The 16,214-nt window shown below is 65.7% G+C and carries 12 protein-coding genes and 1 riboswitch; of the genes, 4 read left to right on the plus strand and 8 right to left on the minus strand.

The features are described 5' to 3' along the window. Nucleotides 1-56 precede the first annotated feature (56 nt). A complete protein-coding gene (locus tag ACB032_RS12765; RefSeq protein ID WP_371138042.1) occupies nucleotides 57-2,252 on the plus strand; it encodes a glycoside hydrolase in 2,196 nt (731 codons plus the stop codon). A 13-nt stretch (nucleotides 2,253-2,265) separates the two neighbouring features. Here the strand turns inward: ACB032_RS12765 and ACB032_RS12770 are convergent, their stop codons facing one another. After that, nucleotides 2,266-3,042 carry a substrate-binding periplasmic protein gene (locus ACB032_RS12770; protein WP_371138043.1) on the minus strand — a complete coding sequence of 259 codons (777 nt, stop codon included), beginning with the start codon at nucleotides 3,040-3,042 and terminating at the stop codon, nucleotides 2,266-2,268. Between the two features lie 76 nt (nucleotides 3,043-3,118). Beyond that, nucleotides 3,119-4,966, minus strand: coding sequence for a M3 family metallopeptidase (locus ACB032_RS12775; RefSeq protein ID WP_371138044.1), 1,848 nt, complete (start codon nucleotides 4,964-4,966; stop codon nucleotides 3,119-3,121). Between the two features lie 295 nt (nucleotides 4,967-5,261). Between ACB032_RS12775 and ACB032_RS12780 the strand changes: the two genes are divergently transcribed. Both ACB032_RS12780 and gbpA read left to right on the plus strand, forming a co-directional pair. Continuing rightward, the gene (locus tag ACB032_RS12780) at nucleotides 5,262-6,959 is read left to right on the plus strand and encodes a methyl-accepting chemotaxis protein (RefSeq protein WP_371138045.1); all 1,698 of its coding nucleotides are present in this window, start codon (nucleotides 5,262-5,264) and stop codon (nucleotides 6,957-6,959) included. Between the two features lie 265 nt (nucleotides 6,960-7,224). After that, nucleotides 7,225-7,310, plus strand: a riboswitch (cyclic di-GMP riboswitch). Nucleotides 7,311-7,372: 62 nt separating this feature from the next. Next, nucleotides 7,373-8,797, plus strand: coding sequence for an N-acetylglucosamine-binding protein GbpA (gene gbpA, locus ACB032_RS12785; RefSeq protein ID WP_171280050.1), 1,425 nt, complete (start codon nucleotides 7,373-7,375; stop codon nucleotides 8,795-8,797). A gap of 72 nt (nucleotides 8,798-8,869) precedes the next feature. Here the strand turns inward: gbpA and cbl are convergent, their stop codons facing one another. The 6 genes from cbl to ACB032_RS12815 form a co-directional block, all read right to left on the minus strand. Then, nucleotides 8,870-9,817: an HTH-type transcriptional regulator Cbl gene (gene cbl / locus ACB032_RS12790; protein ID WP_011704576.1), complete on the minus strand. Its 948-nt coding sequence runs from the start codon at nucleotides 9,815-9,817 to the stop codon at nucleotides 8,870-8,872. A gap of 176 nt (nucleotides 9,818-9,993) precedes the next feature. Next, nucleotides 9,994-11,061 (minus strand): sulfate/molybdate ABC transporter ATP-binding protein, encoded by a 1,068-nt coding sequence (locus tag ACB032_RS12795; protein ID WP_371138046.1) that lies wholly within the window; start codon nucleotides 11,059-11,061, stop codon nucleotides 9,994-9,996. A 22-nt stretch (nucleotides 11,062-11,083) separates the two neighbouring features. After that, nucleotides 11,084-11,980: a sulfate ABC transporter permease subunit CysW gene (gene cysW, locus ACB032_RS12800; protein ID WP_171280049.1), complete on the minus strand. Its 897-nt coding sequence runs from the start codon at nucleotides 11,978-11,980 to the stop codon at nucleotides 11,084-11,086. After that, on the minus strand, nucleotides 11,977-12,816 hold the full coding sequence (cysT, locus tag ACB032_RS12805; RefSeq protein WP_005308571.1) for a sulfate ABC transporter permease subunit CysT: 840 nt from the start codon (nucleotides 12,814-12,816) through the stop codon (nucleotides 11,977-11,979). Before cysT ends, cysW begins: the two co-directional genes overlap by 4 nt. A gap of 279 nt (nucleotides 12,817-13,095) precedes the next feature. Continuing rightward, nucleotides 13,096-13,671, minus strand: a complete 576-nt coding sequence (locus tag ACB032_RS12810) for an RBBP9/YdeN family alpha/beta hydrolase (protein ID WP_371138047.1) — start codon at nucleotides 13,669-13,671, stop codon at nucleotides 13,096-13,098. Nucleotides 13,672-13,727: 56 nt separating this feature from the next. Further along, a complete protein-coding gene (locus tag ACB032_RS12815) occupies nucleotides 13,728-14,729 on the minus strand; it encodes a sulfate ABC transporter substrate-binding protein (RefSeq protein WP_029304545.1) in 1,002 nt (333 codons plus the stop codon). A gap of 209 nt (nucleotides 14,730-14,938) precedes the next feature. On the opposite strand from ACB032_RS12815, the gene ACB032_RS12820 reads away from it, so the two are divergent. Further along, complete coding sequence (locus ACB032_RS12820) at nucleotides 14,939-16,201, plus strand: MgtC/SapB family protein (protein ID WP_016349368.1); 1,263 nt, start codon at nucleotides 14,939-14,941, stop codon at nucleotides 16,199-16,201. Nucleotides 16,202-16,214 lie beyond the last annotated feature (13 nt).

Raw genomic sequence — 16,214 nt, forward strand, 5'->3', positions numbered from 1 at the left:
ACCGGGGGGCGGGCGTCGGCGTACCCTGATGGCATCAATCAGGTCAAGGATGTTGCATGAACGGTTTGCCGATACGGGCGCCAGCACTGGGCTGGCTGTTGATTTCACTGCTGGCGGCGCCGCTGGCCGCCGCCCCCCTGACCCTGCAGGGCGAGACCCAGCGTTATCGCATCGATCCCGATACCCTGGCCATCTCGGTCAACCAGATCCCGGTCAGTGCGGGCCAGCCTGCCCGCCAGGTCGATCAGTTGCAACAAGGGGAGCAGCAGGCCAGCTGGCACTGGCCCGCCCAGGACGCCAAGGTGGAGGTCAAGCTGGATGGCGACGACCTCTTGCTGACGCTGGTCAGCGACAGTCCCCGTCAGCTGGCCTGGTTCAGCCTGCCGAAAAACCAGACCCACCTCTCCCTGGCCTTCGGCGAGGGCAGCCGCTTCTCGGTGCGCGACAGCGACTGGCTCGGCTATGTCGGCGACGAGCTGGCCGAGCTCAACACCCACTACGACCTCAAGCTGCCGCTCTGGAGCCAGGATGCCGGCAAGCAGACCTACAGCTGGATCCTGCAGACCCCCTACGACAACCGACTTCGCTTCAGCCGCCAGGGAGGCCGGCTGCAACTGAGCGCCAGCCATGAATTCAGCAGCTTCAACCAGCAGGCGCCTATGGTGGTGCGGCTGAGCGTGGGGGATGACTGGCTGGCCGGCGCCCGCCGCTACCGGGCGTGGCTGCAGAGCGAGGGGGCCTGGCAGTCTCTGACCGACAAGGTCGCCCGCATTCCCGCCGGGCGGCGGCTGATCGGCGCCAGCCATGTCTACCTGTGGGGCGATGCCCTGCTCGATCGGCAAGATGTGAAGGCGTGGCCCGCGCTGCAGGCCAAGCTCCGGCAAAAACCGGAGTGGCTGCAAGGCTTCAACAGCGAGGAGCGGGAGGCGCTGGCCGCCAAGGCGCCAGAACCCTGGCAACAGGCGTTGATCATGGCGGGTCTCAACCGACTGATTGCCGACCAGCTGCCGCTGCCTGCCCAGCAGGGCCCGCAGGCCCAGAGCAAGGTGCTGGCCCTGCGCCAGCAGTGGGTCAAGAGCCAGTTCGGTGAACAACTGGTGGCACAGGAGCGCTGGGGCCAGGGGCTGTCGCTGCCGGTGATCGAGGCGCTGCAGCAGGCAGGACTGCGCAAGCTGTGGCTCGGCACCCCGCAGTGGACGGCGGCCCTGCAGCAGGGCTATGCCCTCACCGCCGCCCAGCGCCAGGGCTATCTGGTGGGCAGCTATGACTCCTACGATACCGCCATCGCGCCCGGCACCAACGACAGCTGGCTCACCGCCCAGCTGCCGCCGGAGATCGGCAAGCGCTGCGCCATCGTCGAGGCCAACGGCAAGCCCAAGCCGGGCTTTGGTGGCGAGGGAGTCTATCTCAATCCGGGCTGCACCCTGCCGTTTGCCAAGAGCCGCATGAGCGAGCTGGCCAAGGCCAGCGGCATCAACAGCCTGTTCCTCGACGTGGACGGCACCGCCATGGCCTCCAACGATTACAACCCGGCCCACCAGCAGGGTAGCCAGGCGATGATCGCCGACCGCAACGCCCGCATGAGCTGGGTGGGAGAGCGGCTCGGGCTGGTGCTGGGCTCGGAGGATGGCAACGCCCTCACCAGCAAGCCGCTGCTGTTTGCCCACGGCATCCAGAGCTGGGGCTTTGGCTGGACCGATGCCGCCATGCGCAAGCAGGCCAAGTCCCCCTACTACCTCGGCAAGTGGTGGCCGGACGAGGCACCACAGGTCTTCTTCCAGCCCGCCCGCCTCAAGCCTCGCTACCTGAAGACGGTGTTCAACCCGGCGGATCGGCTGCCTCTCTATCAGGCGGTGTTCCACGACTCCGTGCTCAACAGCCACCACTGGCTGCTGGACAACCTGAAATTCCCGGGCATCAAGGAGGAGCGCGCCCTGCTCGGCCTGCTCTACAACACGCCGCCGCTGGTCAACCTGAGTCGCAGCACGCTGGCGAGCCGCCTGCCGGAGCTGGTGAGGCTAGACAGCCAGTTCGGCCCGCTGCACGAGGCGCTGTGGGACAAGGCACTGGTGGGCTTTCGCTGGCGTGACGGGGTGGGCCGGGTGCAGGAGACTCGTTTCTCCGATGGCAGCCGGCTGGTGGCCAACTTCGGCCACAGCTCCATCATGATCGACGGCCACAAGCTGCCGGGCCGCCAGCTGCTGGTGGCGCTCAAGGACAAGCCGGTCAGCGTGCTGAAGATCCAGGACTGAGCCCGAGCCGCCATCAGGAGGGGGTCGCCCCGCTGGCCGGGGCGGGCGGCACTGCATGGAGGTTGAGCCAGCGCCGGCGCAGCGCCTCCAGCGAGCCATCCTGGTGCATCTGGTCGAGGGCCCGCTGCAGGGCCTGCACCTTGGCCGGCTCCGTCGCCAGGTTGAGGGCGAAGTAGTACTGCTCGCCATCGTCATAGACGAACAGCGGGGTGAGCGCCGCCAAGCCGTGCCCCAGCTGGTGCATATGAAAGGCGGCCCCCAGATCCAGCGCCGTCACCAGCTCCACCCGGCCGCGCAGCAGCATGCGAAACTTGTCCTCCTCGCTGTTGACGCTGACCGGCGCCAGCCCCTGGCGGATCAACTGCTGGGCCGAGGCCGAATTGCGCACCACCGCGATCCGGTAGTGGCTCGCCTCCTGCAGGCTGCGGGGCTGGATGTCGGTGCGCGAGCTCAGCCGCCACACCCTGATGGTGCGCGGCCCGACCGGCCCCACCCACTGGAACTGCTGCTCCCGCTCCGGGGTACGCGCCACCGAGAAGAGGATGCTGCCCGTCTGATAGCGGGCATTCTGATAGGCCCGCGCCCAGGGCTGCAGCTGGATGTCACCGCGCAGCGCCAGCAGGGCATGCAGCAGATCCACCGAGAAACCGCTCACCGGCTGACCGGCCAGCTGATAGTTGTAAGGGGGCATCTGCTCGGTCAGCGCCTGCAGTGCCCGGGCCGGCTGCGCCAGCCCTCCCGTCAGCAGCAGCGTGGCCAGAAGCCACCGCCACCGCGCTCTTGTTCCCACCCTCGACTCCTTCCCATGAAAACAGACCCCTGCCGCGGCAGGGGTCTGACATAACGCATGTTCACCGGCTTGCGCCTCAGTGGCTGGTCACCGTCTCCTGGTAGTGGTCGCGGATCCAGCGCTCGAAGTCGGCCAGCATGGCCGCTTCGGAACCGCTATTGTCGGCGATAAGCTGGTCGCCGTGAACCACCCGGATGCGGGCATTGAGCGGCTCACCCTCGCCGACCGGCGGACGTTGGCGGGCTGCCGCCATACAGGCTTCTGCCTGCTGCCACGCCTCGGCCACGCTCTGGTTGCAGGCCCGGGCCAGTGGGCCGGCACTGAAGCCCTTGCCGGTCAGGCTCTGCAGCGTCTCGTCATGGGTCATGCCGTTGCCCGGCCCCCAGTAGTGGGCGGCCAGATCCGGCCCGATGCGCGGGTTGTCGGTGAGGTAGCCGTCGCGTTTGAGGAAGTAGACGCGGGTCTGCTCCACCGCCATCAGCGCCAGCAGATAGCCGTGATAGGCGCAGGCCGACTCCTGGTTGAGCAGGTGCGGGATGGCCAGCAGCGGGCGCGGGCTCTCCACCCCCAGGATCTGGCGCTCCCAGCGGCGGGCCAGAGCCAGCACGGCGGCCGGGGTGCGCTCGGCCTCGTCCATGGCGTAGAGATCCCGCTCGAAGTAGGCCACCAGCGCGATCTGGCGCTCATTGAAGGCGCGAAACGGCTGGCGCGCCTCGATCATCGCCTTGATCAGCGCATCGGGGATCGCCTCCCCCGCTGCGTTTCTGGCGTAGCGCTTGAGCCAGTCCGCATCGTCCAGCAGGCTGTCGCAGAACATCGACTGGGTCTCGGCGTAGGCCATGGAGGTGGGCGGAAACTCCTGGGAGAAGCAGGGGGCGTTGCCGGTGACATTGGCAAAGTGCGCCGCATGGCCACCCTCGTGGAACAGGGTGTTGAGCCCGCTCCAGCCGCTGCCCACCTGGGCCGGGTTGGCCAGGCTGGTGAAGTTGACCACCGCCGGCACCCACTCTCCCTCCTGCCAGAAGCTCGGCACCGGGCCGTGGCAGAAGCCGTTCTCGTATTTCCCCTCCCGGGTCAGCAGATCCAGGGTGAGGGTGGCGCCGCGGTACTGGATGCCGAGCCGGCGAAAGCTCTCGACCCAGTCCTGCAGCGCCCGCGAGAAGGGCACGTAAGGGTCGAGCTGACGGGTCACGTCGCCACTCACGCTGTAGCGCAGGTTGTGGGGCAGCAGGGCCGCCTCCCCCTTGGCCACTTTCAGCTCGGCCAGGCTCTGGTGCAGCCGCTGCTCGGTGCCGGCGATGAAGTCGTCGAGAATGGCGAACAGCTGCGCCGGGCTCATCTGCTCGTTCTTGTGCACCTTGTAGTCGAAGTAGTCGCGATAACCCATGGCGCGGGCGAAGCGGTTGCGCAGCGCGACGATGGCCAGATAGCCGTTGTCCACCACCCACTGCTCCAGGGTGTGGAACATGGCGAGCGCGCTTTGGCGCACCGCCTCGTCGCTACTGGCGGCCAGCGCCGTGCTGGCGGCGGGCAGGCTGCCGGCCACCTGCCGGCCCTGCTCATCCAGCAAGGTCAGCTTCAGCTCCCGGCGGTGGGCAAACAGCGCCGCCTCGGCAGCCACCAGCTCGTCCATCAGGGCGGCGGCCTGAGGATCCTCGATGACGTTGCACTCGAAGAAGGCGATCCAGCCCCCCAGACCGCGCTTGAGCTCGGTCTCCTCGGCCTGGGCCTGCATCTGCCGCAGTATCGGCAGGCGCGCCGGATCGGCGCAGAACGCCTTGTAGGCCTGCTCGGCGGCGGTGAAGCCGGCCTGATCGTCGCTGGTGCCCATATAGGTGGACCAGAACAGATCCTCCTTGCGCCTGTGTACCTGCAGGTAGTAGGCGTTGAGCTGGTTGAGATAATTCCTGGCAATGGAACTCATAACTTCCCTCTTGTTATGGGGCGGCCGCGAGGGCGCCCACTCCTTTTTGGTGAAATGCCAACTCATTCACATTTTCTGCAAATTGAGCAGACAAATAGTGCGCCGGGATGCGCGCCATCACGCTATCAAAAGCGAGGGTTTCTGTCTGCTGGCTATACTGATTGTCAAATTGCTCAATTGGCCTTTTATGGCCCCAAGCCATTGAAAGTTAATTAAATGTTAATAACAAAATAATCAGGGCCAGCCAACGGACTGGCCACCACCAGACCCGCACGGGAAAGTTAAGGAAGAGACTATGTTCAAGCTCGGTGATATTGCCGTGAGCCGCAAATTGATGCTGTTGCTCTCACTGGCGCTGATCGGTTTCATCGCACTGCTGCTCATCTCGGCCAGTGCTCTGCATCGCAACCTGATGAGTGAACGGGAAGCCAGGCTGCAGGCCGTACTGGATCTGGCCATGAGCCGGATCCAGACGCTGGCGGCCACCCTGCCCGCCCCCCAGGCCCAGGCCGAAGCCAAGGCCATGCTCAACAGCATGCGCTTTGACGGCGACAACTACCTGTTCGTGCTGGACGAGAACCGCCGGATGCTGGTGCACCCCGTCAGGCCCGAGCTGGTCGGCCAGCAGATGGGCGAGAGCGGCACCGCTACCGCCGGCGTCCACTGGCAGCAGATGGTGGATCTCGGCAAGGGGGGCCACAGCGGCCGGCTGGAATACAAGTGGATCTCCCCCTCCGGCGAGGCAGCACAGAAGATGTCGCTGGTGGCCGGTTATCAGCCCTGGGGCTGGATCCTCGGCTCCGGCGTGCTGCTGCAAGACATCCAGACCACCATCTGGTCCCAGTATCAGTTGATGGGGGGCGCTACCTTGCTGGTGACCCTGCTGATGGGGCTGCTGGGCTTTGCCATCAGCCGCTCCATCGTCAATCCGCTGGCGGAGATCAACCGGGCCATGCAGCAGGTGGCCGCCGGCGATCTGGTGGTGAGCATCCCGGTGCACGGCAAGGATGAGCTGGGCGCCGTCGCCAGCTGCACCAACCAGGGGCTCGACGCCATTCGCCGCGCCCTGCTGGAGGCGAGCCAGGGGGCCTGCAACGTGGCGGATGCCGCCCTGCGCATCGCCGCCTCCGCCGAGCAGACCAACCAGGCGGTCAACAGCCAGCGGGATCAGCTGGCCCAGCTCGCCACCGCCATGAACGAGATGAGCGCCACCATCTCCGACGTGGCGGGCCACGCCGAGAACACCGCCCGCGACACCCAGGACGCCACCAGCGAAGCCGGCCTCGGCAATCGTGACGTGCACGCCAGCGTGCACGGCATCCAGGCGCTGGCCACCGAGGTGGAGCAGGCCACCCTGCAGGTCAACCAGCTCAAGGAGGGGGTGATGCAGATAAGCGAAGTGACGGCGGTCATCAGCGCCATCTCGGAGCAGACCAACCTGCTGGCCCTCAACGCCGCCATCGAGGCGGCCCGCGCCGGCGAGCAGGGCCGCGGGTTTGCCGTGGTGGCCGACGAGGTGCGCCAGCTGGCCAGCCGCACCCGCCAGTCCACCGAGGAGATCCAGAGCACCATAGCCCAACTGCAACAGCGGGCGGTGACCGCTGCCAGCGCCATGGACGCCAGCCGCAAGCTGGCGGAGAGCAGCGTCAGCCAGTCGGAGAAGGCGGGCCAGGATCTCTCCCTCATCGTCAACCATATCCAGCACGTCAGCGACATGGCGACCCAGATAGCGACCGCGGCGGAGCAGCAGAGCATGGTGGCGGAGGACATGAACCGCAACGTCAGCGGCATCAACGACTCGGCGCTGGAGATGTCCCAGTCCGCCTCCCAGCTGGCTCAGGAGAGCGAGCTGCTGGCCGGACTGTCCCGCAGCCTGGACGAGCGGCTGGCGGTATTCAAACTCGGCAGCGCCATCGACCAGCAGCTGGAGCAGCGCCTCGCCCCTCTGCACCGGCAGGTACACCCGGCCGAACGCCCCCGCGCTCGCCACTGATCCGTCCTGCCCTGTCGCAGCGCACGCCCCCGTCAGCCCGGCTGACGGGGGCGTGCTTCATTGATGAAAAATGTGGATTTTTTGCATCTTGTCGACCTGTTCGACGACATTGATGCGGCGGCGTTCAGTTAACCACCATTTAAAAACAAACAGTTAAGTGTTTGCTCTACTCCGATGAGGTCAAGCTGTAAAGATTTACACTTAATTATTTAATCAAAAATAGCCATGATGGGTTGTCGCCAAACGCGACACCACGACCCTTTATGTAGTCATTTGGCAAACTGGTTGAAAGGCCAGGACGCAAAGCCTCCGGTCTAAAGACATGTCGTCCAGGATAGCGGGGTTGCCACATCGTGCTTCGGGGAACTCCCCCTGCCAACTTGACTGCCCACATCTGTCGAACAGAGGAATGTATGGCAGCAAAAATCCAACTCAATCACGTCGCTGCGACGCTGGCCCTGCTGGTCAGTGGCAGCGTGCTCGCCCACGGCTACATCAGCCAGCCGGAATCGCGCAACTACCTGTGCAAGACCGGCGGCAACAGCCAGTGCGGCGCGGTGCAATGGGAGCCCCAGAGCGTGGAAGGCCCCTCCGGCTTCCCGCAGGCCGGTCCGCCCGATGGCCAGATCGCCTCGGCCGGCAGTGCCAGCTGGCGCGAGCTGAACGCCCAGACCAGCGACCGCTGGACCCGCCGCGAGGTACAGGCCGGCCCCTTCGCCATCAGCTGGACCTTCACCGCCAACCACGTCACCCGCAACTGGCGCTACTACCTCACCAAGCAGGACTGGAACCCGAACCAGCCGCTGACCCGCGCCGCCTTCGAGCTCACCCCCTTCTGCGTGGTGGACGGCAACATGACCCAGCCGCCCAAGCAGGTCACCCACCAGTGCAACCTGCCCCAGCGCACCGGCTATCAGGTGATCCTGGGGGTGTGGGAAGTGGGGGACACCAGCAACAGCTTCTATAACGTGATCGACGCCAACTTCAAGGGCGGCACCCAGCCGCCGCTGGCCTGGAGCCAGGGCGGCACCATCTATCCTTCCACCGAGCTGGCGGTCGGTGACAAGGCCAGAACCCTGGTGTTCGACGCCAACGGCGTGCGCCCCGATCTGCAGACCGAGCTGACCATCGCCAGCCCGGAGCAGGGCCAGAAGAACAACTGGACCCACGCCCTGGCGACCAAGATCAATGCAGAGCAGAGCCAGATCCGCGCCGGCCAGCAGAGCGGCGAAGGCCAGTTCAACCCCGTCTACGGCCAGAACCCGGTCTACTTCAAGGCGGGCAGCGCGCTGGAGCGGGTCGAGATCCAGCTTGAGCAACAGCAGCCGCCGGTGAGCAACGGCGTCAGCGTGAGCGGCCTGGAGAGCGACTATTTGCTCGACGAGGGCAAACTCACCCTCAACTTTACCGTGGCCGCCGAGGGCGATCTGACCGTCACCAACACCCTGTATGATCACGGTGGGGCCGCCAAGGGGCAGACCAGCGCCGACATCAAGGACAGCACCCACAGCTTCACCATGCCGCTGACCGGGCTCAGCGCCGGTCACCACCAGCTGGTGATCGAGGGCAAACCCAAGGCCGGTGGCGATGCGGTGCAGCAGACCCTGGATCTGATGCTCAAGGATCCGGCCGCCGGCGGTGACTACCAGTTCACCTTCCCGGACGGGCTCAAGTCCTACACCGACGGCACCAAGGTGCTGCAGCCCAAGAACGGCAAAGTCTACCAGTGCAAGCCCTTCCCCTATCGCGGCTGGTGCAGCCAGTGGTCGGCCAGTGCCACCCAGTATGAACCCGGGGTCGGCACCAATTGGCAGGATGCCTGGATCCAGGTGAACTGAGCCGCAGGCACAGCATGACACCCTCAACAAAACGGGGAGCCACTGGCTCCCCGTTTTCTCTGATGCGCCACCTCAGATCTGGAAATCGATGGCCGCCTCGCTGCCCATGGCGCGGGCCTGGATGTCCGCCAGCGCCAGCTCCGGGTTGCAGAGCTGGATAAACTGCCAGGCGAAGTTGTGCTGGAACTGCCCCTGCTTGAGACCGATCCAGGCGGTGTGGGGCGCAAACAACCGACTGCCATCCAGCTGCACCAGCCCCTTGTCGCGCTGGGTGTCGAACGCCATGTCCGCCAGTATGCCCACCCCCATCTCCAGCTCGACATAGGTCTTGATGACGTCGGAGTCCTGCGCGGTCAGCAGGATCTGCGGAGCGATGCCGGCTTCGGCAAACGCCTCGTCCACCCGCGCCCGCCCGGTCAGGCCGGCCTGATAGGTGATGATGGGCCAGTGGGCCAGCGCCGCCAGGGTCAGCTCCCGCTCGGCGGTGAGCGGATGCTGCTCCGGCACCACTATGTTGTGGTGCCAGCGGTAGTAGGGAAACGCCACCACCCCTTCGCTCTTGTCAAGCTGCTCGCTGCTGATGCCGATGTCCACCTCGCCGGTCTGCACCAGCCGCACTATCTCCTCCGGGCTGCCCTGGCGCAGCTCCAGCTGCACCAGCGGGAACTGCTCGCGAAACGCCTTCACTACCCGCGGCAGGGCATAGCGGGCCTGGGTATGGGTAGTCGCCACCAGCAGCCGGCCCGACTCGCGGTTGGCGAAGGTGCTGGCCAGCTTGCGGATGTTGTTAGCGTCGTTGAGGATGCGCTCGGCGATCACCAGCAGCTCCTTGCCCGGCTCGGTCATGCCGAGCAGCCGCTTGCCGTAGCGGATGAACAACTCGATCCCCAGCTCCTCTTCCAGCTCGCGGATATGGCGGCTGACCCCGGACTGGGAGGTAAACAGGGCATTGGCCACCTCGGTCAGGTTGTAATCCCGCCGTGCCGCCTCCCGGATAATTCGCAACTGCTGAAAATTCACGTCATCGCCTCCTGCGCTGACCGGCCGGTCGGAGCCTGCCCCGCCGCCTTGTTGTTATCTTGTCTGGCCGCCCGAGCCTGAACTCTGAGCGCCATACTGACCCTGTTGTATCCCAGGCGGGCAGACCCCGCCATGGTCACGCTGCTTGCCTGCGCGGCCCGCCAGGGGCCTGCCCCTCAAATCTGGTAATCCGGGTAGAGCTGGGCCTGTTTGGCCACCAGCCGCACCCCCTGGCCCGGGCTGAAGGCGCGGGCCGCCTCCTTGCTCAGCTCGGCTTCGAAGTGTGCACCGTTTGTATCCCCATTGCCACGCAGTTCCACCCGGATGCGCGGCCCCATGGGCAGCAGGCGGGTGATGGTGGCACTGATGCCGCCCGGCGCATCCGCCGGCAGTATCTCCAGCTCGTGGGGACGCACATAGGCGACGGCCGCGCTGCCCTCCGCCAGCTGGGAACTGATGGGCCCGCCCAGCAGCTGCTCGCCGATACCGAGCCCCTGCCCGGCCACCCGGCCGCGAAACAGGTTCACGCTGCCGAGGAAACTGTGCACGAAGGAGCTGGCGGGCTGGTCGTAGACCTCGGCCGGGGTGCCGATCTGCTCGACCTTGCCGGCGTTCATCAGCACCACCCGATCCGCCACCTCCAGCGCCTCCTCCTGATCGTGGGTGACGAACAGGCTGGTGACGTGCAGCTCGTCGTGCAGCTCGCGCAACCAGCGGCGCAGCTCCTTGCGCACCTGGGCGTCGAGGGCGCCGAAGGGCTCGTCCAGCAGCAGCACCTTGGGCTGCACCGCCAGCGCACGGGCCAGCGCGACCCGCTGGCGCTGGCCGCCGGAGAGCTGGGTCGGGTAGCGCGCGGCCACATGACTGAGCTGCACCAGATCCAGCAGCTCCTTGACCCTGGCGCGGATCGCCACCTCGGCCGGTCGCTCGCTGCGCGGTTTGACCCTAAGGCCAAACGCCACGTTCTCGAATACCGTCATGTGGCGAAACAGGGCGTAGTGCTGGAACACGAAGCCGACGTTGCGCTCGCGCACATGGAGATCCGAGGCGTCCTCACCGCGGATGATGACGCTGCCGCTGTCGGCCTGCTCCAGCCCGGCAATGATCCGCAGCAAGGTGGTCTTGCCGCAGCCGGAGGGGCCGAGCAGCGCCACCAGCTCACCGTCGTGAAAGCCGAGGTTGATGTCGGCCAGCGCCGCGTACTGGTTGAAATGCTTGTTGAGTCCTTGTACCTGAATGCTCATGGCAGCCTCTTGAATTCGGTGATCAGTGAGAGTGAGTGGGCTGGGCACGCAGCCGGGCCAGCAGGGTTTCCCCCAGCAGGGTGAAGATCCCGAACAGGGCCAACAGGCTGGCTACCGCGAAGGCGGCGCCGGTCTGGTACTCGTTGTAGAGGATCTCGATGTGCAGCGGCAGGGTGTTGGTCTGGCCGCGAATGTGGCCGGAGACCACCGACACGGCGCCGAACTCCCCCACCGCCCGGGCGGTACAGAGCAGCAGGCCGTACATCAGGCTCCAGCGAATACCGGGCAAGGTGACCCGCCAGAACATCTGCAGGCCGCTCGCCCCCAGCATGATGGCCGCCTCTTCCTCTTCCGGGCCGCGCGCCTCCATCTGGGGCAGCAGCTCGCGCACCACGAAGGGCACAGTGATGAAGGTGGTGGCCAGGATGATGCCGGGGGTGGCGAAGATCACCTTGATGTCGTGCTCGCTCAGCCATTCGCCGAACCAGCCGCGACTGCCGAACATCAGCACGAACATCAGCCCCGCGATCACCGGCGACACGGAGAACGGCAAATCGATGATGGTGATGAGCAGCTGCCGGCCCGGGAAGCGGAAGCGGGCGATGGCCCAGGCCGCAGCGACCCCGAACAGCAGGTTGAGGGGCACCGAGCAGAGGGTCACCAGGGCGGTGAGGCCGAGGGCACTGAGGGCGTCCGGCTCGCTGATGGCGTGCCAGAAGAAGCTCAGTCCGGGGGACAAGGCCTGGATAAAGACGGTAGCCAGCGGCAGCAGCAGCAGGGCGGCAAACCAGCCGAGGCCGACCGTGATCAGCAGCCACTTGACCCAGACCGGCTCGCGGATGACGGGTGGCTGGCGCACCGAGGTGGTCGGCGCCGCCTCGCCCGTTGCCAGCGCCAGGCTTGCGTTGGATGCGTTCATATCCGGCTCCCTCCGATACGGGCCCAGCTCCAGGCCTGCAACTTGTTGATAAGCAGTAACAAAATGAAAGAGATCAGCAGCATGACCACGGCGATGGCGGAGGCGCCGGCGTAGTCGTACTCCTCCAGATGGCTCATGATCATCAGCGGCGCAATCTCCGACACCATCGGCAGGTTGCCGGCGATGAAGATGACGGAGCCGTACTCCCCCACCGCCCGCGCGAAGGCCAGGGCAAAGCCGGTCAACAGGGCCGGCACCAGGGTCGGCCACAGCACCCGGATGAAGGTCTGCCAACGATCGGCGCCCAGGCTGGCGGCAGCCTCCTCCTGCTCGGTCTCGGCTTCCCGCAGCACCGGCTGCAGGGTGCGCACCACAAACGGCAGCCCGATGAAGGTGAGCGCGATCACCACACCGATGGGGTTGTAGGCGAGCTCGATGCCAAACGGGGCGACCCACTGCCCGATCCAGCCGTTGGGGGCGAAGATGGCGCACAGGGCGATGCCGGAGACGGCGGTGGGCATGGCGAACGGCAGGTCGATCAGGGCATCCACCAGTCGACGGCCGGGGAAGGTGTAACGCACCAGCACCCAGGCCAGGATCAGGCCGAACAGGGCGTTGAGCAGCGCCGCCACCAGGGCGGCCCCGAAGCTCAGACGAAAGGAGGCGAGCACCCGCGGCGAACCTATCACCTGCCAGAACTCGGCCAGGGTCAGATTGTTCACCGCAAACAGCACCAGCGCCGAGAGCGGCAGCAGCACCAGCACACCCAGATAGAGCAGGCTGAAGCCGAGGGTCGGGCCGAAGCCCGGCAGTACGGAGTAAGAACCAAATCGCATAACGCATCCGTTTGTTATGAAAAACATTAGATACAGCGATTCTGCGCATTCCTGTTTGGGGCAACAAACACCAATAACGCCTTTGCTAAGCACTTTTTTGTCTAACAGCGGCGGACAAGGCTTTTAGAGCTATAAAATGAAAAAAAGGTCTTTTATATAAATAAAAGACCTAAAAATGGAGCGTCGTGCAATGTACCAAGCTATCCAAATCAGACTGTCGTGGTGTCGGGTGCCTGCCCTCCTTCTCTATTCCAAACCTCTGTGATCAACGCTCGCCGCTCAGCGAAAACTCAAGGCTGCCCGCCGCTCCCACACCGCCGGCGTCGGCTCCACCACCATCTCGGCCCGCCGATAGAGGGTGCCGAGCAGATTGAGCCCCTGGTTCCACTCGCCGTGGCCGGACTGGGCATTGATGTGGCCCACCTCGCCCGCATCGAACAGCGGCACCTGCCACTGGCGGCTCCAGTACTCGGCCCGCTCAAAACTCATCCAGGGATCGTTGCGGCTGGCCACCAGCTGGGCCGACACCTTGAGCGAGCCTGCCAGCAGATCGTCTGGCAAGCCGAAGCGGGCCGGATCCGCCGGGGCCACGATGAACAGCGAGGCCACCTTGTCGGGCTGCTGGCGCGCCGCCGTGATGGCCGCCAGCGCGCCGAAGGAGTGAGCCACCAGGTGAGCACGGCCGCGCCGGCTGCGCAGCTTGCTCGCCAGCTTGGCGCTCCAGACCGTGAGGTCAGGCCGATCCCACGGCAACCCCACCATCCGCTGCCAGTGGGGGAAGTATTGGTGCCAGTGGCTCTGCCAGTGATCCGGCCCACTGTTGTGCAGACCGGGAACCAGGAGGATCTTGTTCATCTTGGTGCTCCTATCAGCTGGCACAGGGGCCAGTTAAGTGGGCGATGGCCGGCCGCTTAGCGACCCGGCTGGTAGATCTGGTCAAACAGGGCGCCCTGGGCGAAGTGCTTCTTCTGCGCCTTGTCCCAATCCCCTTCCAGATCCTTGACGGTGAACAGCGCCAGTTGCGGGAACTGGGCCGCGGTCTCCTTCAGGATCGCCGGGTTGCTGGGGCGATAGTGATATTTGGCGATGATGCGCTGCCCCTCGTCGGAGTAGAGGTAATCGAGGTAAGCCTTGGCCACCGCCTCGGTGCCGTGCTTCTTGGCTACCTTGTCCACCACCGCCACCGGCGGCTCGGCCAGGATGGAGACAGACGGCACCACCAGCTCGAACTTGTCGCTGTTGCCGGGCTGACCCAGCACCAGCAGGGCTTCGTTCTCCCAGGCCAGCAGCACATCGCCGAGGCCGCGCTCGATGAAGCTGGTGGTGGCGCCACGGGCACCGGAGTCCAGCACCTTCACGTTCTTGTAGAGATCGCCGACGAACTGCTTGGCCCCCTCCTCGCTGCCGCTCTTCTTCAGGGCATAGCCCCAGGCAGCCAGGTAGTTCCAGCGCGCCCCGCCGGAGGTCTTGGGGTTGGGGGTGACGATGGCCACGTCCTTGCGCACCAGATCATCCCAGTCCTTGATCTGCTTGGGATTGTCCTTGCGCACCAGGAACACGATGGTGGAGGTGTAGGGTGCCGCATTGTTGGCCAGCCGGCTCTGCCAGTCAGCGGCAATCAGCCCCTGCTTGGCCACGGCATCGACGTCATAGGCCAGCGCCAGCGACACCACGTCCGCCTCCAGCCCGTCCACCACGGCGCGCGCCTGCTTGCCGGAGCCGCCATGGGACTGGCTGACCACCACATCGTCGCCGGTCTTCGCCTTCCACTCCTTGGCGAAGGCGCCGTTGTACTCCTGGAACAGTTCGCGGGTCGGATCGTAGGAGACGTTGAGCAGGCGGATCTCGGCGGCATTGGCCTGACCGAGGGCCAGCAGGGAGAGCAGGGTCAGGGCGGTCATTCGCAGTTTCATGGGGATACTCCATATCTCGTTGGGTTGAATGCAGCATGCCGTGGGCTTGTTATGCCGAGAACCAAGAAATAACGCTTTGCTTATCTCATTTGCTCATATCAGGAGGCCCCGGGCGCCATTCGCGCACTCTGTGAGCCAGGCCGCGCTGGCCCGGTGCCGGCTGTGCCATCATGGAAACAAGGCAGGCAGATGACGAAAAGGAAGTCGTTATGTGGATCAATGCAGAACCCGTCAATGGCGCCCTGGTGTCGCTGGCCATCGGCCTCATCATCGGTCTGGAGCGGGGCTGGCAGGTGCGCCAGCTGGGGGACAACCAACGCATCGCCGGGATGCGCACCTACGGCCTCATCGGTCTGCTCGGCGGGGTCTGCGCCCTGCTGCTGCCCACCCTGGGCCCCTGGCTGCCGCTGCTCGGTCTGCTGGCGGTGGTGACGGGTTGCGGCCTCTCGGTCTGGCTGGCCCAGCGCTGGCAGGGGGAGTTCGGCCTCACCAGCTCGGTGGCCATGCTGCTCACCTATCTGCTGGGGCTGATGTCGGTGCTGCTGAGCCCGAGCGAGGCGGTGGCCTGCGCCGTGCTGGCGGCCCTGCTGATGGGGCTCAAGGGCAAGATCCAGCAGGGAATGCTGTTTCTGAGCGAGACCGAATTTCACGCCACCCTGCGCTTTCTGCTCATCTCGCTGGTGCTGCTGCCGGTGCTGCCCAACGAGGAGATGGGGCCGCTCGATGCCTTCAACCCCTTCAAGATCTGGCTGATGGTGGTGGTGATCGCCGGCATCTCGTTTTGCGGCCACTTCGCGGTACGCCTGCTCGGCACCCGCGCCGGGCTGGTGCTCACCAGCATACTGGCGGGGCTCGCCTCTTCCACCGCCCTCACCCTGCAGTTCGCCCGCCTCAACAAGGAGCAGGGCGGGCTGGAGCGGCTGCTGGCCACCGGCATCCTGCTGGCGGGGGCCACCATGTGGCTGCGGCTGCTGGTGCTGGTGCTGCTCATTCACAGCGAACTGGCGATGCGTCTGGCGGCGCCCCTGCTGCTGCTGGCGGCCACCGTCTACGGCTTCGCCTTCTGGTTCTGGCGCCAGCGCGAAGAGCTGACCGACGGCCCGGTGCAGCCCCAGACCAGCAACCCGCTCGATCTGGCCACCGCCATCAAGTTCGGCCTGCTGCTGGCGCTGATCGGCTTCATGGCCACCCTGCTGCAGAGCAAGGTGGGCAACTCCGGGGTCTACCTGCTGTCGCTGGTCTCCGGCATCACCGACGTGGACGCCATCACCTTGTCACTCTCCCAGCTCTCCCATAAGGAGCTGGCGCTGGAGGTGGCGGCCCGCGGCATCCTGCTGGCCGGGCTGGTCAACTCGCTGGTGAAGGGGCTGCTGGCCCTGGGGATCGGCGGCCGCCGGCTGGGGCTGCGGGTGCTGCTGCCCTACTTCGTCTCGGCCCTGCTGATCCTGCCGCTGATCTGGCCCGGCGCCTGAGCTTGCAGCAAGT

Source organism: Aeromonas sp. S5(2024), from assembly GCF_041403025.1.
Taxonomy (GTDB): Bacteria; Pseudomonadota; Gammaproteobacteria; order Enterobacterales; family Aeromonadaceae; genus Aeromonas; species Aeromonas hydrophila.

Excerpts from the sequence above, each read along its gene's own strand:
- ACB032_RS12810 (WP_371138047.1), bottom strand. The coding sequence starts at position 13,671 with ATGAACAAGATCCTCCTGGTTCCCGGTCTGCACAACAGTGGGCCGGAT.
- ACB032_RS12780 (WP_371138045.1), top strand. The coding sequence starts at position 5,262 with ATGTTCAAGCTCGGTGATATTGCCGTGAGCCGCAAATTGATGCTGTTG.
- ACB032_RS12795 (WP_371138046.1), bottom strand. The coding sequence starts at position 11,061 with ATGAGCATTCAGGTACAAGGACTCAACAAGCATTTCAACCAGTACGCG.
- ACB032_RS12815 (WP_029304545.1), bottom strand. The coding sequence starts at position 14,729 with ATGAAACTGCGAATGACCGCCCTGACCCTGCTCTCCCTGCTGGCCCTC.
- ACB032_RS12765 (WP_371138042.1), top strand. The coding sequence starts at position 57 with ATGAACGGTTTGCCGATACGGGCGCCAGCACTGGGCTGGCTGTTGATT.
- ACB032_RS12775 (WP_371138044.1), bottom strand. The coding sequence starts at position 4,966 with ATGAGTTCCATTGCCAGGAATTATCTCAACCAGCTCAACGCCTACTAC.
- ACB032_RS12820 (WP_016349368.1), top strand. The coding sequence starts at position 14,939 with ATGTGGATCAATGCAGAACCCGTCAATGGCGCCCTGGTGTCGCTGGCC.
- gbpA (WP_171280050.1), top strand. The coding sequence starts at position 7,373 with ATGGCAGCAAAAATCCAACTCAATCACGTCGCTGCGACGCTGGCCCTG.
- cysT (WP_005308571.1), bottom strand. The coding sequence starts at position 12,816 with ATGCGATTTGGTTCTTACTCCGTACTGCCGGGCTTCGGCCCGACCCTC.
- cysW (WP_171280049.1), bottom strand. The coding sequence starts at position 11,980 with ATGAACGCATCCAACGCAAGCCTGGCGCTGGCAACGGGCGAGGCGGCG.